Source organism: Streptococcus cristatus ATCC 51100 (assembly GCF_011612585.1).
GTDB classification, from domain to species: Bacteria; Bacillota; Bacilli; order Lactobacillales; family Streptococcaceae; genus Streptococcus; species Streptococcus cristatus_H.
Map to the genome: position 1 here is coordinate 855,819 of NZ_CP050133.1, position 24,060 is coordinate 879,878.

Genomic DNA, 24,060 nt, shown 5'->3' on the forward strand with positions numbered 1-24,060 from the left:
ATTACAAAGATGAATATTTATGACCAGTTACAGGCAGTGGAAGACCGCTATGAAGAGCTCGGAGAATTACTCAGTGACCCAGATGTGGTCTCAGACACCAAGCGTTTCATGGAGCTTTCAAAAGAAGAGGCTTCTACTCGTGATACGGTAACAGCCTACCGCGAATACAAGCAAGTCCTTCAAAACATCGTTGATGCTGAAGAGATGATTAAAGAGTCTGGCGGAGATGCTGATTTGGAAGAAATGGCCAAGCAAGAACTCAAAGATGCCAAGGCTGATAAAGAAGCATACGAAGAAAAGCTGAAAATTCTCCTATTACCTAAGGATCCAAACGACGACAAGAACATCATCCTTGAAATCCGTGGAGCAGCTGGTGGAGATGAAGCGGCGCTTTTTGCTGGAGATTTGCTGACGATGTATCAGAAGTATGCGGAAGCCCAAGGCTGGCGTTTTGAAGTCATGGAAGCCTCAATGAACGGTGTCGGTGGTTTCAAAGAAGTAGTGGCCATGGTTTCAGGGCAATCTGTTTACTCTAAACTCAAGTATGAATCAGGTGCTCACCGCGTGCAACGGGTCCCTGTGACAGAAAGTCAAGGCCGTGTTCATACCTCAACAGCAACTGTCTTGGTTATGCCAGAAATCGAAGAAGTAGAATACGATATTGATCCAAAAGACCTTCGTGTCGACATCTACCACGCATCTGGTGCTGGTGGACAGAACGTCAACAAGGTTGCGACTGCCGTTCGTATCGTTCATTTGCCAACCAATATCAAGGTTGAAATGCAGGAAGAACGGACTCAGCAGAAAAACCGTGAGAAGGCTATGAAGATCATCCGTGCGCGTGTGGCTGATCACTTTGCTCAGATTGCTCAGGATGAGCAAGACGCTGAACGTAAGTCAACGATTGGTACTGGTGACCGTTCAGAGCGGATCCGTACCTATAACTTCCCGCAAAACCGTGTCACAGACCACCGTATTGGTTTGACTTTGCAAAAGCTTGATACGATTTTAGCTGGCAAACTGGATGAAGTCGTCGACGCCTTGGTTCTCTATGACCAAACGCAAAAACTAGAAGAGCTGAATAAATAATGACATTAGCTCAATATTTAGCTGAGTTAGAGCAGGAGCTAGTGGTAGCAGGAGAAGAAGCAGAAAGTCTGTCTTTCGTTTATCGAGCTCTCAATGAGCTCTCCTTTACCGATTTTGTTCTCAAGCTTCAGGCAGAGCTTAGTCAGGAAGATCGTGACCACCTGAAAGCAATTCAAGAGCAGCTGCTTGCTCATAAGCCAGCTCAGTATATTATCGGTAGTAGTGATTTTCACGGCTTGACTCTCAAGGTTGATGAGCGGGTCTTGATTCCAAGGCCTGAGACGGAGGAGCTGGTGGAGCTGATTTTGTCGGAGAATCCTGAAAAATCTTTGTCAGTCTTGGATATCGGAACGGGTAGCGGAGCCATCGCTCTGGCATTGGCAAGCAGTCGCCCAGACTGGCAGATTACTGCTTCTGACCTTTCGGAAGATGCACTTGCTTTGGCGGCGGAAAACGCCCAGTCCTGTGGGCTTGATCTTGCCTTTGTCCAATCCGATTGCATGGAAGCGATTAGCGGGAACTTTGACATTATCGTTTCCAACCCACCCTATATTTCAGAAGCAGATAAAGACGAAGTCGGACTTAACGTTCTGACCTCAGAACCTCACATGGCCCTCTTTGCTGAGGAGAATGGCTATGCCGTCTATCGGAAAATAGCAGAGCAGGCAGAGGACTATCTGACAGAAAAAGGAAAAATTTATCTGGAAATTGGCTACAAGCAAGGAGACGGCGTTGCGGAGTTATTCAAAAAATCTTTCCCTCAAAAACGAATCCGAGTCTTGAAAGATCAATTTGGAAAAGATAGAATGGTGGCGGTTGACAATGGATAAGATAAAAAAGACTCTGGCAGCAGGTGGAGCGGTTGTCCTGCCCACGGAAACGGTGTATGGCCTTTTTGCTCAAGCTTTAAACGAAGAGGCGGTTGAGCGAGTCTACGAATTAAAAAGAAGACCTCGTGACAAGGCTCTCAATATCAATGTGGCTAGCTTGGAAGAGATTTATGCTTTTTCTAAGAACCAGCCCAGTTATCTGAAGCAACTCTATCAAGCCTTCCTACCTGGGCCACTGACTATTATCCTCCAGGCTAATGACCGTGTGCCATCTTGGATTAACTCTGGTATGGAAACTGTGGGCTTTCGGATTCCTAAGCATCCAGTTACGCTGGACTTGATTCGCAAGTACGGACCCTTGATTGGTCCATCCGCCAATCTTTCTGGAAAAGCCAGTGGAACTGATTTCCAGCAGATTATGATGGATTTTCAAGAGCAAGTCTCGGGAGTAGAAGATGATGCTTCCTTGACTGGTCAGGATTCAACCATTCTAGACTTGTCTGGAGAAAAGGCTCTTATTTTACGCCAAGGGGCAATCACTCGCGAGGATATTCTCGCCCAAGTAAATGATATAACATTTTAACTTTTAGGAGCCTAGCGCCCTATTTTCTCAAAAAAAGGAGACACCTTATGATTTTTGACCAAGAAGACTACAAAACATTTGACAAAGAACTCTGGGATGCCATTGCCAATGAGGAAGATCGTCAGCAACATAATATTGAGCTGATTGCTTCAGAAAATGTCGTTTCTAAAGCTGTTATGGCGGCTCAAGGTTCTATTTTGACCAATAAATATGCTGAAGGCTACCCAGGTCGCCGCTATTATGGTGGAACAGACGTAGTGGATGTAGTGGAGAGCTTGGCAATTGAGCGCGCTAAGGAAATCTTTGGTGCAAAGTTTGCCAATGTGCAACCTCACTCAGGTAGCCAGGCCAATTGCGCAGCTTATATGGCTTTGATTGAGCCAGGCGACACAGTGATGGGCATGGATTTGTCTGCGGGTGGTCACTTGACCCATGGTGCTCCAGTAAGCTTCTCTGGCCAAACCTACAATTTTGTATCCTATAGTGTTGATCCAGAAACAGAATTACTGGACTTTGATGCCATCCTCAAGCAAGCAAAGGAAGTACAGCCTAAGTTGATTGTGGCAGGTGCTTCAGCCTATTCTCACATCATCGACTTTTCAAAATTCCGTGAAATCGCTGATGCGGTGGGTGCTAAGCTTATGGTCGATATGGCTCACATCGCTGGTTTGGTTGCTGCGGGTCTCCATCCTAGTCCTGTGCCTTATGCAGATATCACAACAACAACAACTCATAAGACTTTGCGTGGGCCTCGCGGTGGTTTGATTTTGACAAATGATGAAGAATTAGCTAAGAAAATCAACTCAGCTATCTTCCCAGGTATTCAGGGTGGGCCGTTAGAGCATGTCATCGCAGCCAAAGCAGTGGCCTTTAAAGAAGTGCTGGATCCAGCTTTCAAGGTTTATGCCCAGCAGATTTTGGACAACGCCCAAGCCATGGCGCAAGTCTTCCGTCAGCATGACAAGTTCCGTGTGATTTCTGACGGAACTGAAAATCACCTTTTCTTAGTCGATGTCACTAAGGTTGTAGAAAATGGGAAAGTTGCTCAAAATCTCTTGGATGAAGTCAATATTACCCTTAATAAAAACTCCATCCCTTACGAGACTTTGTCACCATTTAAGACTAGCGGCATTCGTATCGGTACAGCAGCCATTGCAGCTCGAGGCTTTGGTGTCACAGAAAGTATCAAGGTAGCTGAGCTTATTATCAAGACTCTGGAAAACGCTGAAAACGAAGCGGTGCTGAACCAAGTGCGGGCGGAAGTTCGTGAATTGACGGATGCTTTTCCGCTCTATGAAGGTTTGAACTAAGATGGACATTTACGTAAAAAAGGCCATCATTCATCAATTCAGCCCAGCTGATACCGAGCTGCTACTGGCGGATAAGTTGCTTAACATTACTCCCAAGATTGAGGAATACCTTCGTAAGAAAATCGAGCGGGTCTATTCTGACGAGGCTAAAACAGGCATTTTCGAACCTGATAATGTCTTTTTAGCCCAGCTTTCAGACGACTTACTGGAAACATCCGTGACGGTGGCCAAGCTTTGGCAGGAAGAGTTTTCGGTCAGTGAAAACCAGAAAACCAACGATCTGATTTTCGTTCAGTTTGACAAGGAAGGCGTGGAGCACTTCGCTTTTCTGCGGATTTCTCTGCGGGAAACCTTGACCCACTTGGGTGGTGAGACGGACAATCCAATCAAGCTGACGCAGAACAATCTGCCTGGCTTTGGTACAGGTGCGGACGAGGCTTTGGTCATCAATCTCCAGTCTCGCAAGTACCATCTGATTGAAAAGCGTATCAAGTACAATGGTGCCTTCCTCAACTATTTTTCTGACAATATCTTGCAGGTCAGTCCCAAGATTTCACCAAAAAAATCTATCAAAACTCTGGAAAAAACGGCTCAAAAGATTGCTGAAAGCTTTAACACAGACGACTTTCAGTTCCAGTCTAAGGTCAAATCCAGCATTTTCAAAAATCTGGAAGAAAATGACGAATTGTCTCCTGAAAAGTTGGCAGACGAGCTGTTTGACAGCAATCTGACAGCCCGACTTACCTTTATTGACCAAGTTAAGGAAACTGTTCCAGAGCCAATCAAGTTTGATGAGATTGACAGCAGTCGCCAGAAAAAGAAGTTCGAAAATCAAAAATTATCCCTCTCTAATGGAATAGAGCTAATCGTTCCCAATAATGTTTATCAGGATGCTGAATCCGTGGAATTTATCCAGAACGACAACGGGACTTACTCTATTCTCATCAAAAATATCGAGGATATACAAAGTAAATAATGTTTAAATTTATCAGAAGATTGATTTTGCTCATCATTCTGGCTGCCATCGCGATAAAAGGCTATCAAGTCCATCGTGATGTTAAGCAGGTTATGACCTATCAAAGCTTGGTTAGAGAAGTGCTGGACGAGCAGGACACAGCGGCCAATGAAGAGCTAGTCCTAGCCATGATCTACACGGAAACCAAGGGAAGAAACAACGACCTCATGCAGTCTAGTGAGAGTGCAACAGGCGAAATCAATTCGATTACAGACAATAAAGAAAGTGTCCGGCAAGGGATTCAGACTTTATCGGATAATCTAGAGCTGGCCAGCGAGAAAAAGGTGGATGTCTGGACGGCAGTTCAGGCCTACAATTTTGGTCAGGCTTATATCGACTATGTTGCGCAAAATGGCGGCGAGAATACGCTCGAGCTTGCAAAAAAATACTCAAAAGAAGTGGTTGCTCCGAGTCTTGGCAATGTGACTGGAAAAACCTATTCATACTATAATGTACTTTCCATTTTTTACGGACCCAAGCTTTATATTAATGGTGGAAATTACTACTATTCGCGTCAGGTACGACTAAATATGTACCTTATCCGCTTTATGGGGTGGCTGTAAACAGATGATTTGAGTATAGCTTGCCTTTCTATAGGAATAAATTGAGATAAACTATACTAAACCAATTAGAATGCGAGTGTTGAACTTTGATTGAAAAAACATATGAAACACCAAGTGGAAAAATTCATTATTGGACAAATGATGCTGTTGAATCATCCCAAAGTAATCTTATCTTTTTACCTGGGCTAACTGCTGACCATAGGTTATTTGAAAAACAAATAGAATATTTTAAAGATACATATAGAGTCTTGGTTTGGGACGCACCTGGACACGCTTCATCTTATCCATTTCGTCTCGATTTTACTTTATTTGATTTAGCAACTTGGCTGGATGAAATATTTGTCAAAGAGAGAATAGAAAATCCAATAGTAATTGGTCAGTCAATGGGAGGATATGTAGGACAGGTTTATGCTCAACTTTTTCCTGAGAAATTAAAAGGCCTTGTTACGATTGATTCACCATCCCTTCAAAGGAAGTATTATACAGCTATGGAATTGTGGCTCTTAAAAAAAATGGAGGCAATTTATAGAATCTATCCATGGAAATCTCTTTTGAAATCTGGGCCTAAAAGCGTATCAACAACAGACTATGGAAGAAAACTGATGTATGATATGATGATGGTTTATGATGGCGATCAAGAAAGGTATGCTCGTCTTGCGGGATACGGATATAAGATATTTTCAGAAGCAGTAGAGAAGAAGCTTTCTTATGAAGTAAAATGTCCACAATTGGTTATATGTGGAAAAGAAGATCGTGCAGGGTCTTGTATACGATATTTGAAAGCCTATGAAAAAAATACTGGGAAGTCTGTTCAATGGATTGATAAGGCGGGACATAATTCTAATACCGACCAACCCGATATTGTAAATAGACTGATTGATGAATTTTTGGATAACAAAATTAAAGAAAAGCTTGGTTGAAAGACCGGCTTTTTGATATAATAGACTCTATGAACACAAAAGAAAAAATTTCAAATTATCGACTATTACTGGCTCAGCTGGAAGCCTTGTTGGAGGGTGAGACCAACGCTTTGGCCAATCTTTCTAATGCTAGCGCCCTGCTCAATCAAGCCCTGCCCAATTCGGTTTTTACTGGTTTCTATCTTTTTGATGGGAACGAGCTGATTTTGGGGCCCTTTCAAGGGGGCGTTTCTTGTGTCCACATTGCATTAGGTAAGGGAGTCTGTGGGGAATCTGCTGAGAAAGAGCAGACGATTATCGTAGATGATGTGACCCAGCATGCCAACTATATCTCTTGTGATAGCCGTGCTAAGAGCGAGATTGTAGTGCCCATGGTAAAAGATGGCCACCTTTTGGGAGTGCTAGATTTGGACTCAGCCTTGACGGGTGATTATGATAAGGTAGATCAGGAATATCTAGAAAAGTTTGTTCAGATTTTGCTTGAAAAAACGACTTGGAATTTTGAAATGTTTGGAGAAAAAGCCTAATGTATCAAGCTTTATATAGAAAGTACCGCAGTCAGACCTTTGGTCAGCTGGTGGGTCAGCAAGTAGTAGCTACGACTCTGCGGCAGACTGTGGAGCAAGGCAAAATAAGCCATGCCTATCTCTTTTCTGGCCCACGTGGAACAGGGAAAACCAGTGTTGCTAAGATTTTTGCCAAGGCTATGAACTGTCCGAATCAAAAGGACGGTGAGCCCTGCAATGATTGCTATATCTGCCAGGCTATTACTGAGGGGAGTCTTGAAGACGTTATCGAAATCGACGCGGCTTCTAATAATGGTGTCGATGAGATTCGTGATATTCGGGACAAGTCTACCTATGCGCCCAGTCTTGCCAAGCACAAGGTCTATATCATTGATGAGGTGCACATGCTCTCGACTGGAGCCTTTAACGCCTTGCTCAAGACCTTGGAAGAGCCAACCGAAAATGTGGTCTTTATCCTAGCGACGACAGAGCTGCATAAGATTCCAGCGACCATTCTTTCTCGTGTTCAGCGATTTGAGTTTAAGTCTATCAAGACGCAGGACATCATTGGTCATATTGAGTGGATTCTGGAGCAGGAAGGCATTGATTTTGAGCAAGAAGGTGTGCAGATTATTGCCCGTCGAGCTGAGGGTGGTATGCGGGATGCTTTGTCTATCCTTGATCAGGCTCTCAGTTTAACTCAGGAAAACCGTCTGACCACTGATATTGCTGAAGAGATCACAGGCTCTATCAGCTTGGGAGCCTTGGATGCTTATGTAGCAGCCTTGATTGCGCATGATGCAGTTGCGGCATTGGATAATCTCAATCTGATTTTTGACAGCGGTAAAAACATGGCTCGCTTCGTGACGGACCTCCTGCAATATCTTCGTGATTTGCTCATTGTCAAAACTGGTGGGGAGAATACTCATGCTAGTGAGCTTTTTTTAGAAAATCTCAAGACACCGCAGGAGACTCTCTTTGCCATGATTGAGATAGCGACCAAGAGTCTAGCAGATATCAAGAACAGCCTGCAGCCTAAGATTTATACAGAAATGATGACCATTCGACTGGCTGAGGAAAAAGCAAGCTTGGATCAGATTCCTGACAACTTGGCAGAAGAACTGTCTAATCTCAAGCAGGAAATCCAAGAGCTTAAGCAACAATTAGCCAATGTAGGCAGTCAGCCAGCTCCAGTAGCTAAGAAATCAGAGGCACGACCTCAGAAGGCTAAGACCTATCGCGTAGACCGCAATAAGGTCAATGCTATCTTGGAAGAAGCGGTGGAAAATCCTGAATTGGCTCGCAGCAATTTGACCAAGCTGCAAAATGCTTGGGGTGAAATCATCGAGAGTTTGGCAGGAGCAGACAAGGCGCTGCTCATTGGTTCGCAACCAGTTGCAGCCAACGAAAACCATGCTATTTTGGCTTTTGAGTCTCATTTCAATGCTGAGCAGACCATGAAAAGAGAAAATCTCAATACCATGTTTGGAAACCTGCTGAGCAATGCTGCTGGCTTTTCACCAGATATTTTGGCTATTTCCCTCGAGGACTGGACTCAGATTCGGGCAGAATTTTCAGCTAGAAGTCGCAGCAATAAAGCAGAAGTAGCTGAAAAGCAGGAAGAAAGATTGATACCAGAGGGCTTTGATTTTCTAGCGGAAAAAATCACTGTTCAAGATGATTGAATTTAGATTTTTATGATTTTTCATGCTATAATGGAAGAATGAATAGACGACAATTTATAGTAATGGCGGCTTTTACAGCCTTAGAAACGTACTTTTTTAATAAATCAATCATGTCTGAAGACTATCTGATGGCTATTTTCTGGGCTATCTTGATTGGTCGAAATCTGCAGATTAGCTATGTGATGGGGCGGATTATAGATGAGATTGATAAGCATTTAGGACACAAATAATGGTTAAATCAGAGAATGACTAGAGTAAGAATCTGGTACTCTCGTGGTTTTGACAAGGAATAAGGGAGGCTGAGAGACGATTGTCGCAGCCTCTTTTATCATGTAGAAAAGTAGAAAGAAGGAAGAAGTCGGAATGAATACAAGAATTTTTTAGAAAATTGCTATTTTTATGATAAAATAGAAGTTAGTAGCAATTGAAAGGGGCATCTATGAAGTTAAGAACAAAGGCAAAAGGCCTGAATGGTCGCATCCGTGTGCCGGGCGACAAATCAATCAGTCACCGTTCGATTATGTTCGGAAGCTTGGCCAAAGGCCTTACAGTGGTTCACGATATTTTGAGAGGTGAGGATGTCCTTTCTACGATGCAGGTCTTTCGCGATTTAGGCGTCAAGATAGAGGATGATGGAAAGACTGTCAAGATCCACGGTGTTGGGTTTGATGGCCTCAAGGCGCCGCACAATAAATTGGACATGGGAAATTCAGGGACCTCTATCCGCTTGATTTCGGGTGTCTTGGCAGGTCAGGATTTTGCAGCAGAGATGTTTGGGGATGATAGTTTGTCCAAGCGTCCGATGGATCGGGTAACCCTGCCTCTTAGTCAGATGGGTGTGGATATTTGGGGTCAGACAGAACGAGATTTACCGCCACTTCACATCCATGGCCGAAAAGATTTAAGGCCTATCCATTATCAGCTGCCAGTGGCTTCCGCTCAAGTTAAATCAGCCTTGATTTTTGCAGCTTTACAGGCTCAAGGCGAGTCGGTCATTATTGAAAAGGAAATCACCCGTAACCATACCGAGGATATGATTGTCCAATTTGGTGGTCAAATTAAGGTCAAGGATAAAGAAATCCGTGTGCAGGGTGGTCAGACCTTTACTGGACAAGAAGTGAGAGTGCCTGGTGATATTTCCAGTGCAGCCTTCTGGCTGGTTGCAGGCTTGATTCTGCCCCATTCCAAAATCGTCCTTGAAAATGTTGGGATCAATGAAACCCGGACGGGGATTCTTGATGTTATCAAGGCAATGGGCGGTAAGATGACCCTTTCTAATATAGATGAGGTGGCCAAATCCGCTACGATTACCGTTGAGACTTCCGAGCTGAAAGGAACGGAGATTGGCGGAGAAATTATTCCGCGCTTGATAGACGAGCTTCCGATTATTGCCCTTTTAGCCACCCAAGCTGAGGGCAGAACGGTGATCCGAGATGCCGAGGAGTTAAAGGTCAAAGAAACCGATCGGATTCAGGTTGTCGCAGATGCTTTAAATAGCATGGGAGCAGCCGTTACCCCTACAGCAGATGGCATGGTTATCGATGGAAAAACGCCTCTTCATGGTGCAACCATCAATACATTCGGCGATCATCGTATTGGAATGATGGTAGCCATTGCGGCTCTATTAGTTTCAGATGGAGAGGTGGAGCTGGAGCGGGCAGAGGCTATCAATACCAGCTATCCAAGCTTCTTTTCAGACTTGGAGGGCTTGGTGAATGGCTAAGATTTTACTTGGCTTCATGGGGGCGGGAAAATCAACGATTGCGAGAGCCTTGTCAGCAGATTTTCTGGATATGGACGAGCTGATTTTCCAAAAGATCGGCCTGTCCATCCAAGAGTATTTTGCTCAATATGGTGAATCAGCCTTTCGGAAAATTGAAGCTGAAGTCTTGGCTGAGTGTATCCAGCAGGATGTCGTGCTTTCTACGGGAGGCGGTGTCGTCTTGAGCTCCCAAAATCGTGACTTATTGGCTAAAAATCCCCAAAATATTTATCTGAAAGCTGACTTTGAGACCCTCTTTCGTCGGATTGAGGAAGATCAGGAAAATCAGCGCCCCTTGTATCTGACCAAGAGCAAGGCAGACTTGCAGGAGATTTTTGAACAACGCCAGGCTCTCTATGAGGCAGTCGCGACACAAACAATTGACGTGGTAGGAAAAACGCCACAAGAAATTATTGAGGAAATTCAATGAAAGTAGCTTTTTTAGGACCTAAGGGATCTTTTTCCCACCATGTTGCCCAAGAAGCCTTTCCCCAAGCAGACTTGGTGCCCTACCAAAATATCACAGAAGTGATGAAGGCCTATGAAGGGAAAGAGGTGGATTATTCAGTCGTTCCCGTGGAAAATTCGATTGAAGGAAGTGTCCATGAGACCTTGGATTATCTTTTCCATCAGGCTGAGATTCAAGCGGTAGCAGAGATTATTCAGCCCATTAAGCAGCAGTTGTTGGCGACCAGTTTGGACAAGCCCATTGAGAAAGTTTTTTCCCATCCTCAGGCGCTTGCTCAGGGGAAAGGCTATATTCGCCAGCATTATCCAGCAGCAGCAATTGAAATTACTGCCAGTACAGCTTATGCGGCTCGCTTTGTGGCTGAGCATCCTGACCAACCTTTTGCCGCTATTGCACCGCGGACTGCGGCAGTTGAGTATGGTTTGCAAGTGGTGGCTCAGGATATTCAGGAAATGGAGGAAAATTTCACTCGTTTCTGGATTTTAGGACAAACCACCCCTGCTCTTAAGCTTGTAAAGCAAGAGGAAAAGCAGAGTTTAGCTTTGACCTTACCGGATAATCTGCCCGGTGCATTGTATAAGGCACTATCAACCTTTGCCTGGCGCGGTATTGACCTGACAAAGATTGAAAGTCGCCCTCTTAAAACAGCCCTAGGGGAATATTTCTTTATTATTGATATTGATAATGAACGGAAAGAATTAGTGGATTTCGCTTACCAAGAGCTTGCTACACTTGGTATCACCTTTAAAATTCTAGGAAGTTATCCCGTTTTTCAAATTCAGGATTATAGATTGGAGCAGAGATGAGAGAAACAGAAAATCTGAGTCGACACGAGCAGTTAAGGCTGGATTATCTCCATACAAACTATTACTATCTTAACGAACATGAAAAAGAGGAGTATAATTATCTCCGCCAAAAGTCGAAAGGACGGCCAGATGCTGCGCAAAAAACGCCTACCAAGCAGACCGTGCAGGCTTCGCCAGAGGATTCGAAGACGGATTCATCCGGTTTGTTACCCAAATACCCGGGTAAAGGTTCTCTTAGCAGAAGTCAAAAGAATTCCCGCACTTCTTCAAAGCAAGAAGCGAAAAAATCAACTCAGAAAACTGCTAGAACCTACAAAAAAATTCGTCCGAAGCGCGTGCTGATGTGGCTCCTTATTTTTGTGCTTTTGGTTGTTTCTGGCATGCTCTTTATGTTTTTCAAAGGCTTAAATACAGCGAGACCAGGAAATCTCAAAGCGGCTGATGTTGAGTACTTTGATGGCCATGATGCTCGAGATGGGATCAACATTCTTGTTTTAGGGACGGATGGCCGAATTGGAGAAAATTCAACGGAGACTCGGACTGATTCAATTATGGTCTTGAACGTTGGCAATAAAGACCATAAAATGAAGTTAGTCAGCTTTATGCGTGATACCTTGATTCATATTGACGGTGTCAGCAATTCCTACACGGAGCCAACGGATGATGATTATTATGATCAAAAATTGAACTCCGCCTATACTTTTGGTGAACAAGACAATCATCGTGGAGCTGAGGCAGTTCGTCAAGCTTTGAAAGATAACTTCGATATTGACATTAAATACTATGCTTTAGTAGACTTTAACACCTTTGCGACTGCAATTGACACCCTCTTTCCAAATGGTGTATTTATGGATGCTAAATTTTCGACCATTGATGGGGAAAAAGTCACAGAAGTGGAAGTTCCAGATGATTTAAACATGAAGGATGGAGTGGTTCCTACTCAAACCATCAAGGTTGGTCGTCAGCACATGGACGGTCGGACGCTCTTAAACTATGCCCGTTTCCGTAAGGACGATGAGGGTGACTTTGGTCGTACACGTCGCCAGCAAGAAGTCTTGACTGCTATCATGCAGCAGATAAAAGACCCTACGAAGCTTTTTACAGGATCTGAAGCATTAGGAAAAGTTTTTGCCTTGACCTCGACCAATGTACCTCAGAGTTTTATTTGGTCACAAGGCTTATCCTTGGTGCTTGATTCACGCAATGGGATAGAGCGCCTCACTATACCAGAACTAGGCGACTGGACGGATACCTATGATATGTATGGTGGACAAGGACTCTTGATTGATTTTGAAGCCTATAAAGAAAGATTGAAACAAATGGGCTTAAGATAGGGCTCTTATGATATAATGGGAAGTGGCAGATTTTGTCTCTTCCCTTTCTTTTTGGAAAATAGCAGAGCAGAAATGTGAACATATTTTCCAATAGGAAGAAAGAAATAAACAGTAGAAATCCTGTGATTCCCTGCTTTAGTATAATTGTAGTTGAGTGCAGGATTGATTAGAAAGTAAAGAAATGTTAAAAAAGAACGATATTATTCAAGTAGAAATTGTAGATCTGAGTCATGAGGGAGCGGGTGTGGCCAAGGTAGACGGCCGCGTCTTTTTCGTTGAAAATGCCCTGCCGAGTGAAGTGATTCGCATGCGTGTCCTCAAGGTCAATAAAAAAATCGGCTTTGGCCGTGTTGAGGAATTTGTGAAGAAGTCTGATCAGCGCAATGAGCATGTCGATTTGGCCTATCTGCGGACTGGAATTGCTGATTTGGGGCACTTGTCCTACCCAGCCCAGCTAGCTTTTAAAGGCAAGCAGGTGCAGGACTGTCTTTATAAAATCGCTGGTATTTCGGACGTAGAAGTTCTGGAAACACTGGGCATGGATCAGCCACTGGCCTACCGTAATAAAGCACAGGTGCCAGTCCGTCGTGTCAATGGACAGCTGGAAACTGGCTTTTTTCGAAAAAATTCCCATGACCTCTTACCGATTGAGGACTTTTACATTCAGGATCCAGTTATCGACCAAGTCATCGTTTTTGTACGCGACTTGCTGCGCCGATTTGACCTCAAGCCTTACGATGAGAAGGAAGGTACTGGTCTGATCCGCAATCTGGTTGTCCGCCGTGGACATTATTCGGGTGAAATCATGGTGATTTTGGTGACCAGTCGGCCTAAGATTTTCCGAGTGGATCAGCTAATTGAGCGTTTGACAGAGGCTTTCCCAGCTATCAAGTCTATCATGCAAAATATCAACGACCAGCTGGGCAATGCGATCTTTGGTCGGGAATTCCGAACACTCTACGGCCAAGACTTTATCACTGACAGCATGCTGGGCAAGCAGTTCCAGATTGCTGCGCCAGCCTTTTACCAAGTCAATACCGAGATGGCGGAGAAGCTGTATCAGACGGCCTTCGACTTTGCTGATTTTAAAAAAGAGGATATTGTGCTGGATGCCTACTCGGGCATTGGCACCATTGGTCTGTCGCTTGCTGATCAAGTCCAGCAGGTCTATGGAGTCGAAGTCATTCCTGAGGCCGTGGAAAATAGTCAGCGAAACGCAGAGCTCAACGGTATCACCAATGCCAGCTATGTTTGCGCCCCTGCAGAACAAGCCATCCAAACTTGGCTGAATCAGGGAATCAAGGCGGATGTCATCCTAGTCGATCCGCCGCGCAAGGGCCTGACAGAAAGCTTTATTACTTCTAGTGTCAGCATGGAGCCCCAGCGGATTGTCTACATCTCCTGCAATCCTGCTACCATGGCGCGTGATATCAAACTTTATCAAGAGCTGGGCTATGAACTGAAGAAAGTCCAGCCAGTGGATCTCTTTCCGCAGACGCATCATGTTGAGGCGGTATCACTGCTTGTACGAGCTGATTAAACAAGGGTGTAGCTAGTGAAAGCCCTACAGTAAGGAGTTTAAACATGAAATTCCATGAATTTGGTGATAAGAATTTGCCTCCTATTTTACTGATACATGGTGGTGGCAGTTCTTGGTGGAATTATCTTCGTCAAGCACGAATCTTGTCAAAAGAATACCGTATTATTCTACCCACTTTGAATGGCCACGGCGAGGAATATCAACTTGATTATGTTTCTACTGAAGATTCTGCTTTGGAGATTCTAGACTATATCAAAGCAAACTGTGGTGGGAAATTGTTTGCAATCGGTGGTGTTTCACTTGGTGGTCAAATTGCCATGGAGCTTTTGTCTTTAGACAGTGAAATTGCTGAGAAGGCCATCATAGATGGAAGCCTCTGTATTCCTCAACCGAGGTTAGCTAAAATCAGCATCTTTCTAGTGTCTCTATTTGGTAAACTGATGTTCAATAAATTCTCTTGCAAACTTCAGTTCAGCATGATGAACAAATTCTATCCTAAACTGGCTTTTCCAGAGGAAATAAAAGCTTATTATTTGGAGGATTTGCCAAGGACGCCTATCAAAACATTGGTGACCATTTACAAAAACTATATGGGATGTTACAAGCTGAAAGATGTGATTTCTGCTAGCAAGGCTCAGGTTCTGTATATCTATGGTGAAAAAGAATTGAACTGTGTGAAAGAATCAGCGAAATTATTTCATCAGCTACATTCAAATACAATTTTGTATGAAGCAAAGGGCTATAATCACGGCTATTTATCAGCTTACCTGCCTTATGAGTGGATTGATTTGGTGGTGCCATTTTTAAAGAGTGATTCATTAGAAATGTGTAACGAATCTGATATGCCATAAGGAGGAGACGGATGCTAGGAGCAATTATTGGGGATATTGTAGGTTCAGTTTATGAATGGAACAATATCAAAACGAAGGATTTTCCTTTATTTCGTGAGGATTGTTTTTTCACGGATGATACGGTCATGACCTGTGCTGTTGCTGAGGCTATTATGAATGGTGGTCGGAAGGATGACTTTATTGACGCCATGAAGAAATACGGCAAGATGTATCCCGATGCGAGCTACGGTGCTCGGTTTAGTAGGTGGCTCAATAGTGACAATCGTGAACCTTATTACAGTTTTGGAAATGGTTCTGCGATGCGTGTTTCTCCCTGTGCTTGGCTTATGGACTGTGGCTTTTGTGCGAGAACTGGTATGACGCCATCAACTAGAGAGCTTGCACGACTTTCTGCAGAAGTGACTCATAATCATCCCGAAGGTATCAAGGGAGCTATGGCGATAACTGATGCTATCTTTCTGAGTCGTTATTACTTTGGAGGTTATTGTGGGGATTACGAGCAACCAATCAACCACAATCCTACAGAGTGCAAAAGACGGATCAAGGATTATATTGAGCAGGAATACGGCTACAATCTATCTCAAACTCTAGATGAAATTCGTCCTAACTATCGTTTCAATGAAGCATGTCAGGATACCGTACCTCAGGCTATCATTGCATTTCTGGAAAGTAGAGACTTCGAAGATGCTATTAGAAATGCCATTTCCCTTGGTGGCGATAGTGATACAGTTGCTGCAATAACGGGGAGCATAGCTGAGGCAGCATATGGTATTCCTGATTGGATCAAGGAAAAGGCCTATTCCTATCTAGATGAATCGTTAAAGGATGTAATTGGTCGATGGGAGCTTTACATAGCAGGAAAATGATTGTTTAGTTGAATAGAAAGGTGTCACCTATGGAATTACTTGATAAGTATAAAAAAGAAAAAGTTATAGACGTTATCACAAATATTTTAAAAGCTATTCACCTGAAAAAATACGAAGACATTATGAATTATGTCGATGAATCAGAGATTGACGATTTAAACGAATTCTTTGGTTATGTTGAAAAGACATTAGAATTGAATGATTTTGACACGATTGATGAGTATGGTGTGGAATGTCATTTCAATCCGCCTTATGAGTATTCTCAATTGGAGATTTATGATTATGATGACCAGACTGGGTTTGCTGTTGATTATGATTTGACTTCAAATTCTGGACTAGTAGATATGAGATTGCAATTAGAGTTTCTATATACCGACAATGGCTATACAGTAAGATTTCTTAATGTCGATTCTGATTAGGAAATGAGATTGATAGAGTTCAACAAACGATATCTTTGATACCGTATTTATACAGACATTTAAGATTTTCTTGAATGTCTTTTTTTGTATAAGAGTAAGGTTGAAGGTTTTAAACCATTAAATTTTCCTATCAATAGGTCGAATGTCTTTAAATGAACTTTATGAATGAATCTAAATGGTTATAGAAAGTCATTTCCAGTATGTTTATGCTATAATAGACTTAAGTTTCGTGATTTTGGAGATATAAATGAAAAAATATAAGCATTTATTATGGCTTTCTGGCTTGGTCATCACACTGATATCACTATTATCATTGAATGGCTGTAGTTTGAGTAGTGAAACAATTCCCAAAAACAGAACAAAGGAACAGTACGAATTTGAAAAAACGTTTGAACCTATGTTTAAATTTTTAGAGCAAGACAAGAAGGAGTTTACTGGATTAAAGCTTTACAAAAATAGTATTTATATAGAGAGTGGAAACGCAGTAAAGGATTATGAAGTATCCTTAGATACTAGCCAATCTGACATTAAGGGTGACTATACAATAAAAATCGGGGATAATAAAGAAACAGTTCCTGTTACTTACTCTAATGGGAGATTACAGTACGAATCGAAGTTAGAACCTTTGTTTGACGAAGAAATTCTTAATTTGATAGTACAAAGAGATTATTTCGCTTCCTTGAATATAAAAGAAACCTTTAAGAGTGCTGAAACTGAATTGAGCGATATTATCTACCGGCCTGAAAATTACTCTGAGTTCTTCAAAAAACTCAAAAGCAAGTACGATTTACCAGAGGATACAACCTGTAGAATCAGAGTAAGGTACTCTAGTAGCTCGATTTATGGGATTACAATCCAATTGAATTCGAAGACTAAGACAGTTCAGCTAGATTTAACAATATTTAAACAATAGGGGGGAGTTTATGAACGAAATTGAAAAAAGCAACCGTCTGGTTGAAATGTCTGCAGTATTATCGAAAGTAGTGTTGAATTGGAAATGAAATATTTGAAAGTGTTCGAAAAATTGAATCAAGATTTGATAAATTAGTCAGAATTGGAAAGCAGTAAGTCGTAAGAATTGCTGCTTTTTTATTTTTAAAAACAAACCACTTGAAACTATGGACAAGCCTTGCAAATAAAATTTTAAAGTAGTATACTAGAATTATGAAATCGTTTGCACAAAATTTCGATAAACTTATAATGAGAAATCTAGGAGAGAAAATATGGAATTGTCAGCTATTTATCACAGGCCAGAGTCGGAGTTTGCTTATCTTTATAAGGATAAGACAATGCACATTCGCATTCGGACGAAAAGGGGAGATATTGAAAGAGTCAACTTGCATTATGGGGATCCTTTTATCTTTATAGAGGACCATTATGAGGACAGCAAGGAAATGGTCAAAGTCACCTCCGATGCTTTGTTTGATTACTGGCAGGTGGAGATTACAGTTGGCTATGCACGACTCCAGTATCTCTTTGAGATTAAGGATAAGCAAGGCCAGACTATCTTGTATGGCGATAAGGGTTGTGTTGAAAACACACTCGAAAACCTTCATTACGAAGGAAACGGCTTTAAGCTTCCTTATATTCATGAAATTGATGCTTGTCATGTACCTGATTGGGTTTCAAAGACAGTTTGGTATCAGATTTTTCCAGAACGCTTTGCTAATGGCAATCCTGAGATTTCTCCAGAAGGGGCTCTGGCTTGGGATTCATCTATCAAACCAAAGACGAGTGATTTTTTTGGTGGCGATTTACAGGGAATTATTGACCATCTAGATTACTTGCAGGACTTGGGCATTACAGGCCTTTATCTCTGTCCTATCTTTGAGTCCCCGAGCAATCACAAGTACAATACGACGGATTATTTCGAAATTGACCGCCATTTTGGAGACAAGGAAACTTTCCGTCAACTGGTGGATGAGGCCCATCAGAGAGGCATGAAAATCATGCTGGACGCTGTTTTCAACCATATCGGAGACCAATCTCCACAGTGGCAGGATGTTCTCAAACATGGTGAAGATTCTGTTTACAAAGACTGGTTCCATGTTCAAGAGTTCCCAGTGACCAAGGATAAGCTAGGTAATCCGAGAAAACTACCTTATCACACCTTTGCCTTTGAGAGCTATATGCCTAAGCTCAATACGGCCAATCCTCAAGTGAGAGACTATTTGTTGAGTGTTGCGACCTACTGGATTGAAGAATTTGATATCGATGCTTGGCGCCTGGATGTAGCTAATGAAGTCGACCATCAATTTTGGCGAGATTTCCGTAAGGCTGTCTTGGCTAAAAAGCCTGACCTTTATATTCTTGGGGAAGTCTGGCACACTTCTCAGCCTTGGCTAAATGGCGATGAATTCCACGCGGTCATGAACTATCCTCTCTCTGATAGCATCAAGGATTATTTCTTGCGTGGGGTAAAAAAGACGCCTCAATTCATCAATGAAATCAACGGTCAGTTCATGTATTATAGACAGCAGATTTCGGAAGTGATGTTTAATCTTCTGGATTCGCACGATACGGAGCGCATTTTGGCTACTGCCAAGGGAGATGGCCAACTTGTTAAGTCTGCCCTTGCCTGCCTCTTTTTGCAAAAGGGAACTCCGTGTTTCTACTATGGAACCGAGCTAGAGTTAGATGGAGGACCAGATCCAGATTGTCGTCGTGTTATGCCTTGGGAACGTATTTCCGATAGCAATGACATGCTTAATTTCATGAAGAAGTTGATTCATCTTCGTAAGAGAGTTGCGGACATTATTCAGCATGGGAAATATAGTCTAGAAGAAATCAAATCTGATGTGCTGTCTCTGGAATGGGATTATGATGGGCAAAAGGTCCGAGCAACTTTTAACCAATCCAAGGAGAATTACCTGTTAGAAAGTAATTCTGCAACTCTAGCAAGTCATTGCCAAGTATCGGAGGGGCAACTTCTTATCTCACCAAAAGGCTTTGTGATCTTTGCGGAAGATTTGGAATCTGCTACAAATTAATTTTTGGAAATCTAACTTAAAGACTTGTCAGAGTTACTCAAATTTCAAAAACCCAATCTAAGAGCAGTCTATTTAAGAAGAGCAAGTAACTTACTAGAAAGGAGGAGTTCAGAATGGAATTAAAAGATTTTACCGAAAAAGAGCAGGAGCAGATCAAAGAGGGGCTTAGTACAGCCGTCATTAGCGATAAGGAAGCAGCTAAAAAGATTTTGGCGCTGGTACCACAAGAATGGCTTAAGCAAATTCCTTTCCTTGTGAGAGGGCATGCAACGACCAAGACGGTTGAGCGAGTTGCCAAGCAATACCCAGAACTTTACGCTGTGGCCAAGCAAGCAGGAGAGCTTCCTGAAAAGGAGCGTGAAGAATTGCTCGCCATCATGACGGCTATCTTCGAAGAAAAGATGAACAAGCACAAGATTAAGTAGACTTACCAGTTTATAGCGAGTCCCTTTTTTAAGTTGGCTACTCTACATTATTCATCTATTCATAAATCAAAGTGACTGCAGTTGATAAAAGTGCAGTCATTTATTATGGCTTAAGGAAGTTTCTATCCAAGATATATTTTTCCTTTCTGTTTTTCAGCATTTCTTGATATAATAACAAGAGGAATTATTTGAAGAAGATATAGTAAAAATGTAAAAAGGACGAAAGAATGAAGAAAGTAAAAAAGATTATGTTGATGAGTGCCTGCACTTTGGCAATTCTTGGCTTAGCTGCATGTGGGAAGGCACAAAAGCAATCAAACGGCAGTCAAGAGAATCCAACAGTTGGTCAGACTAGCTCAGAAAAATATCCATGGAAGGCAACTTATTCAAATCTAAACAGTAAAAAGAGTGTCGAAGAAGTTAAGAATTTGTTGGCTGCCGACTTGGATAAAGACAGTGTCGATAACTTTGTCAATCTAGTCAATGACTACAATGGACTTGTTGGCTCTACTGGATTAACGGGCGATTTCACTAAGTTTACCAAAACCGAATATGACGTAGAGAAAATCAATCCTCTATGGCAGGCAAAAAAGGGCGATTTTATCGGGACAAATTGCCGGATCAATACTTATACCTTGCTGAAAAATAGCATCGAAATTCCTCAAATAGAAAAAGATGACGAACTCTTGTTCATAGATAATGATTCGATTGACAAGGGCAAGCTCTTTGATGCCAAGGATAAGGAAGATTTTAATATCCTGTTTTCAAGAGTCAAGACTGAAGCGACCCAAGATGTCAAAGTCCATGCTAAGAAGATGGAGGAATACTTCAAACAGTTCAAGTTTAACGAAAAGGCTCGGATGCTCTCCGTCATCGTCCACGACAATCTTGACGGCGATTCTCTCTTTGTAGGGCATGTCGGCGTCTTGGTTCCAGATAAAGACGGTTATCTGTTTGTAGAAAAGCTAACATTTGAAGAGCCTTATCAGGCTATCAAGTTTGCGACTAAGGAAGATGTCTACAAATACCTGCAGACAAAATATAAAGATTACACAGGAGAAGGACTGGCCAAGCCCTTTATCATGGACAATGATAAGTGGGTAGAGGGGAAATAGAATTTCGAGCTAGTTAAATTTTATGTAAACTCTAGTTAAGGGAAGGACATAAAAATGGATAAAAAACAGACATATTTTTCGATTGCCCTTGTTCTTATCGGTTTTCTACTTGTGGAATCAAGTATCTATATCATACCCTATATTGAAGGATTAAAAGAATTAGAAATAGCTGTTTTTGTAATTGGAATTCTTATTTTACTAGGTGTCATCATCTTATTAGCAAAGACTAAGAGGCATCATGATTAAAGAGCAGTGCTTAAAAATAAAAGATTTAGAAATTATTTTATGGGAATTTATTGGTCATAAAATAGAGGAATTGTCTGTCTTCAAAGCATTATCTGAGGATTTGAACTATCTTAATAGAGAAAAGCTAGACATGGTTGATGCATCCGAAATTCATGATAGCGAAGGTCTTACTATTGTAGATTTGCAGCAAAATGGTAGGGAATTGTTTATTAGCTTTGAAATGGACTTTCAACTAATGGGCTGGGCATCTGCTAGCAATGACTATGCAGCCTATATCCAAGCGAGTCTTATTGGAAGTTGTCGAGTTGACTTGAAGGCAAAGCTTGCTTTTTCTAACAAGAATGTAAATTCTCTCACTAAAGCTCAATTATTGGAATATGGCGAAAAATTGATTTCGGATTTAGAACTCCACTACCGAAATATTGAAGGTTCTGAACACTATGGATGATGAAACCTTCTTAAACGAACAAGTGATAATTGCCTAAATCATCAGTCCTATGACTAGGTTTTAGTCGGGATTGTAGATAAAAATTTTTTCAATAACGTTAAAAATATGTCCTTATGGACAAGAAAGGAGTCAGTTATGACAAATGAACTGAACAAAGAAATTTTTACCAGCATGGTTGAACTGCTTACGGAGGACAGCTCTGTCCGTTCTGCTATAGAAACTTGTCTTGCCTCACCGTGGGACTACTTTGATGAAAATATCGATCGCTATGACGATCGTGGGATAGAGGACGATGAGTCAGAAGATACCATCGTTTGGATCGGGATTGCGGATGAGTTAATTGAGAGTGGTAATGCTATTGAGCTGGATTGGAAGGCTGAGTTAGAAGACTTCACCTATTTCATGAAAGAATTGGCAGATCAAAAGAATCTCCCACTGCAAGATGAGTGTCTAGATGAAGATGGAGACATTCCATCATGGTGCAAGGTCTTGGATGAAAAATGGGAGGAAGCAGGCTTCTGCGTCGGAGCAATGGATATTGACAGCGACAGTTATGTCATGTTTATTTGCAGCAGAGAGACTTTGACTGAACTGACTCAATTAGGTCAAAAGGTTGGGTTCCGTTTTGATTTTGCAAAGAATATGTAAATATCATGTTTAAAAGAGTGAACCAAGCCTGATGATGCATAAGGAAGCCTGAGATGGCTGGGGAAAGTATCCCGCTGGTTCAGGTTTCTTTTTTTCGCTTATGCTTAAAAGGATGTAGCAGATGAAGCAGATTGCTTCGTCTTTTTTTCTTTTTGTGTTAAGCTAAGATTAGCAAACTGAAAGGGTTTTCGAATGTATCTAGCAGACTTAATGGAAAAGAGTGAAGCGGGGCAGTTTATTGTCCTGTCTTATTTACAGCAGCATTCTACATCCAGTTTGAAGGACGTTATGTCTGAAACAGGCTTCTCGAAAGTAACCTTGACCAAGTACATTAGCTTGATTAACGACAAGGCTATGGAATATCAGACAGCCTTATCTATCCAGCTTCAAGACGAAACGCTCAGTCTGTCTATCGGATCTGATACCAAGGGACGGGACATTCGCAGACTTTTTTTGGACAATGCTGTTAAATACCAGATTTTAGACTACCTGCTCTACCATCAGCAGTTTTTAGCCCATCAATTAGCCCAAGAGCTCATGATCAGTGAAGCAACACTCGGCCGTCATATATCCGGTTTAAATCAGATTTTATCAGAGTTTGAGCTATCTATCCAAAACGGCCGCTTGAAAGGGCCTGAGCATCAAATCCGCTATTTTTATTTCTGCCTCTTTCGTAAGGTTTGGTCTAGTCAAGATTGGGAAAAAGAACTTCAAAAACCAGAAAGAAGGCAGGAAGTTGCCGTCTTAGAAGAACTCTGTGGAGCTCAGCTCTCTCAAGGGCAGCGATTGGACTTGGCCCTTTGGGCACATATTACCCAACAACGCCTAAGAGTCAATGCCTGTCAATTTCAAAACATTGAGCAGAAAATGCAGGGCTATTTTGAAAATATCTTCTACCAGCGCTTGCATCGCCGAACAAATGATTTCTTTGCCGGACAGCACATCACCCTGAGCCAGGAAGATGGTGAAATGATGATTTTCTTTTCATTTCTGATTTCCCATCGGATTCTGCCTCTGCACACCATGGAGTATGTTCTGGGCTTTGGCGGTGAAATTGCCAGTCTGATTACGCAAATCATTCAAGAGATGAAGTCTCATGACTTGTTAGGTGACTACATCGAAGACCAAGTGACCTACGAACTAAGCCAGCTCTGCGCCCGCGTCTTTCTTTTCCGAGGCTATCTCTTGCAAGACAAATACAAGCATGACTTGGAATTGCGCCATCCTTACTTATGGAGCGAAGACGATTATCGACAAGTAGCAGACACTATTTTTAGCAAACTGCCTATTTTCCAGCAGGGAACATCTCTGGATAAAAAGGTGCTGTGGGAATGGCTCCAGCTGATGGAGTACATTGCTGAAAATGACGGTCAAGTCATCAAGATAGGCATGGACTTGACAGATAGCTTTATCGTTGTTTCCAGGATGACAGCCATTTTAAGACGGTATTTAGAGTACAATCGCTTTATTACGATTGAATCCTACGACCTTACCCGAAATTACGACCTTATCATCACCAACAATCCTATTCATCAGGCCCAGCAGGCTCCCATCTATTATTTAAAAAATGACTTGGATTTGGAAGATTTGGCTCAAATCCGTCACATGATATTTCATTGAGAAACTTGGAGAAATCCAGG

Annotated in this window: 26 protein-coding genes; all 26 read left to right on the forward strand. The window is 42.1% G+C overall.

The window, feature by feature from the left end; translation table 11 throughout:
* Positions 1-9: 9 nt before the first annotated feature.
* The 26 genes from prfA (at position 10) to HBA50_RS04365 (ending at position 24,040) form a co-directional block, all read left to right on the forward strand.
* On the forward strand, positions 10-1,089 hold the full coding sequence (gene prfA, locus HBA50_RS04240; RefSeq protein ID WP_045496918.1) for a peptide chain release factor 1: 1,080 nt from the start codon (positions 10-12) through the stop codon (positions 1,087-1,089).
* Entirely contained in the window at positions 1,089-1,919 is an 831-nt protein-coding gene (gene prmC / locus HBA50_RS04245) for a peptide chain release factor N(5)-glutamine methyltransferase (RefSeq protein WP_045496921.1), read from the forward strand. Before prfA ends, prmC begins: the two co-directional genes overlap by 1 nt.
* Positions 1,912-2,502 carry an L-threonylcarbamoyladenylate synthase gene (locus HBA50_RS04250; RefSeq protein ID WP_045496924.1) on the forward strand — a complete coding sequence of 197 codons (591 nt, stop codon included), beginning with the start codon at positions 1,912-1,914 and terminating at the stop codon, positions 2,500-2,502. The genes prmC and HBA50_RS04250 overlap by 8 nt, the downstream gene beginning before the upstream one ends.
* A 47-nt stretch (positions 2,503-2,549) precedes the next feature.
* Positions 2,550-3,812, forward strand: a complete 1,263-nt coding sequence (gene glyA, locus HBA50_RS04255; protein ID WP_045496927.1) for a serine hydroxymethyltransferase — start codon at positions 2,550-2,552, stop codon at positions 3,810-3,812.
* Between the two features lies 1 nt (position 3,813).
* Positions 3,814-4,788, forward strand: a complete 975-nt coding sequence (locus HBA50_RS04260) for a nucleoid-associated protein (RefSeq protein WP_045496930.1) — start codon at positions 3,814-3,816, stop codon at positions 4,786-4,788.
* On the forward strand, positions 4,788-5,390 hold the full coding sequence (locus HBA50_RS04265; protein ID WP_045496933.1) for a lysozyme family protein: 603 nt from the start codon (positions 4,788-4,790) through the stop codon (positions 5,388-5,390). Before HBA50_RS04260 ends, HBA50_RS04265 begins: the two co-directional genes overlap by 1 nt.
* Before the next feature lie 86 nt (positions 5,391-5,476).
* Entirely contained in the window at positions 5,477-6,310 is an 834-nt protein-coding gene (locus HBA50_RS04270) for an alpha/beta fold hydrolase (RefSeq protein ID WP_045496936.1), read from the forward strand.
* 29 nt (positions 6,311-6,339) lie between these two features.
* Positions 6,340-6,837 carry a GAF domain-containing protein gene (locus HBA50_RS04275; protein ID WP_045497701.1) on the forward strand — a complete coding sequence of 166 codons (498 nt, stop codon included), beginning with the start codon at positions 6,340-6,342 and terminating at the stop codon, positions 6,835-6,837.
* Complete coding sequence (gene dnaX, locus HBA50_RS04280) at positions 6,837-8,501, forward strand: DNA polymerase III subunit gamma/tau (RefSeq protein ID WP_045496939.1); 1,665 nt, start codon at positions 6,837-6,839, stop codon at positions 8,499-8,501. The genes HBA50_RS04275 and dnaX overlap by 1 nt, the downstream gene beginning before the upstream one ends.
* A gap of 38 nt (positions 8,502-8,539) precedes the next feature.
* Positions 8,540-8,731 carry a DUF3272 family protein gene (locus HBA50_RS04285; RefSeq protein ID WP_045496942.1) on the forward strand — a complete coding sequence of 64 codons (192 nt, stop codon included), beginning with the start codon at positions 8,540-8,542 and terminating at the stop codon, positions 8,729-8,731.
* 209 nt (positions 8,732-8,940) lie between these two features.
* Positions 8,941-10,224 (forward strand): 3-phosphoshikimate 1-carboxyvinyltransferase, encoded by a 1,284-nt coding sequence (gene aroA, locus HBA50_RS04290; protein ID WP_045496946.1) that lies wholly within the window; start codon positions 8,941-8,943, stop codon positions 10,222-10,224.
* On the forward strand, positions 10,217-10,693 hold the full coding sequence (locus HBA50_RS04295; protein WP_045496948.1) for a shikimate kinase: 477 nt from the start codon (positions 10,217-10,219) through the stop codon (positions 10,691-10,693). The genes aroA and HBA50_RS04295 overlap by 8 nt, the downstream gene beginning before the upstream one ends.
* Positions 10,690-11,538, forward strand: coding sequence for a prephenate dehydratase (gene pheA / locus HBA50_RS04300; RefSeq protein WP_045496951.1), 849 nt, complete (start codon positions 10,690-10,692; stop codon positions 11,536-11,538). Before HBA50_RS04295 ends, pheA begins: the two co-directional genes overlap by 4 nt.
* On the forward strand, positions 11,535-12,872 hold the full coding sequence (locus tag HBA50_RS04305; RefSeq protein ID WP_045496953.1) for an LCP family protein: 1,338 nt from the start codon (positions 11,535-11,537) through the stop codon (positions 12,870-12,872). The genes pheA and HBA50_RS04305 overlap by 4 nt, the downstream gene beginning before the upstream one ends.
* A gap of 181 nt (positions 12,873-13,053) precedes the next feature.
* Positions 13,054-14,412: a 23S rRNA (uracil(1939)-C(5))-methyltransferase RlmD gene (gene rlmD, locus HBA50_RS04310; protein ID WP_045496954.1), complete on the forward strand. Its 1,359-nt coding sequence runs from the start codon at positions 13,054-13,056 to the stop codon at positions 14,410-14,412.
* 44 nt (positions 14,413-14,456) lie between these two features.
* Positions 14,457-15,263: an alpha/beta hydrolase gene (locus HBA50_RS04315; protein WP_045496956.1), complete on the forward strand. Its 807-nt coding sequence runs from the start codon at positions 14,457-14,459 to the stop codon at positions 15,261-15,263.
* Positions 15,264-15,274: 11 nt separating this feature from the next.
* Complete coding sequence (locus HBA50_RS04320) at positions 15,275-16,129, forward strand: ADP-ribosylglycohydrolase family protein (RefSeq protein ID WP_045496963.1); 855 nt, start codon at positions 15,275-15,277, stop codon at positions 16,127-16,129.
* 29 nt (positions 16,130-16,158) lie between these two features.
* Positions 16,159-16,548, forward strand: coding sequence for a DUF7668 domain-containing protein (locus tag HBA50_RS04325; RefSeq protein WP_045496965.1), 390 nt, complete (start codon positions 16,159-16,161; stop codon positions 16,546-16,548).
* Between the two features lie 247 nt (positions 16,549-16,795).
* Positions 16,796-17,461: a hypothetical protein gene (locus tag HBA50_RS04330; RefSeq protein ID WP_045496968.1), complete on the forward strand. Its 666-nt coding sequence runs from the start codon at positions 16,796-16,798 to the stop codon at positions 17,459-17,461.
* Positions 17,462-17,771: 310 nt separating this feature from the next.
* The gene (locus tag HBA50_RS04335; protein WP_045496971.1) at positions 17,772-19,538 is read left to right on the forward strand and encodes a glycoside hydrolase family 13 protein; all 1,767 of its coding nucleotides are present in this window, start codon (positions 17,772-17,774) and stop codon (positions 19,536-19,538) included.
* Between the two features lie 113 nt (positions 19,539-19,651).
* On the forward strand, positions 19,652-19,963 hold the full coding sequence (locus tag HBA50_RS04340; protein ID WP_045496973.1) for a hypothetical protein: 312 nt from the start codon (positions 19,652-19,654) through the stop codon (positions 19,961-19,963).
* Between the two features lie 227 nt (positions 19,964-20,190).
* Positions 20,191-21,078 (forward strand): DUF4300 family protein, encoded by an 888-nt coding sequence (locus HBA50_RS04345; protein ID WP_045496975.1) that lies wholly within the window; start codon positions 20,191-20,193, stop codon positions 21,076-21,078.
* A 54-nt stretch (positions 21,079-21,132) separates the two neighbouring features.
* Positions 21,133-21,324, forward strand: a complete 192-nt coding sequence (locus HBA50_RS04350; RefSeq protein WP_045496978.1) for a hypothetical protein — start codon at positions 21,133-21,135, stop codon at positions 21,322-21,324.
* Positions 21,317-21,772, forward strand: coding sequence for a hypothetical protein (locus tag HBA50_RS04355; protein ID WP_045496980.1), 456 nt, complete (start codon positions 21,317-21,319; stop codon positions 21,770-21,772). The genes HBA50_RS04350 and HBA50_RS04355 overlap by 8 nt, the downstream gene beginning before the upstream one ends.
* Before the next feature lie 135 nt (positions 21,773-21,907).
* Positions 21,908-22,420 (forward strand): DUF6630 family protein, encoded by a 513-nt coding sequence (locus HBA50_RS04360; protein WP_045496981.1) that lies wholly within the window; start codon positions 21,908-21,910, stop codon positions 22,418-22,420.
* A 192-nt stretch (positions 22,421-22,612) separates the two neighbouring features.
* Entirely contained in the window at positions 22,613-24,040 is a 1,428-nt protein-coding gene (locus tag HBA50_RS04365) for an AcpB/EbpR/MafR family transcriptional regulator (protein WP_045496982.1), read from the forward strand.
* Positions 24,041-24,060 lie beyond the last annotated feature (20 nt).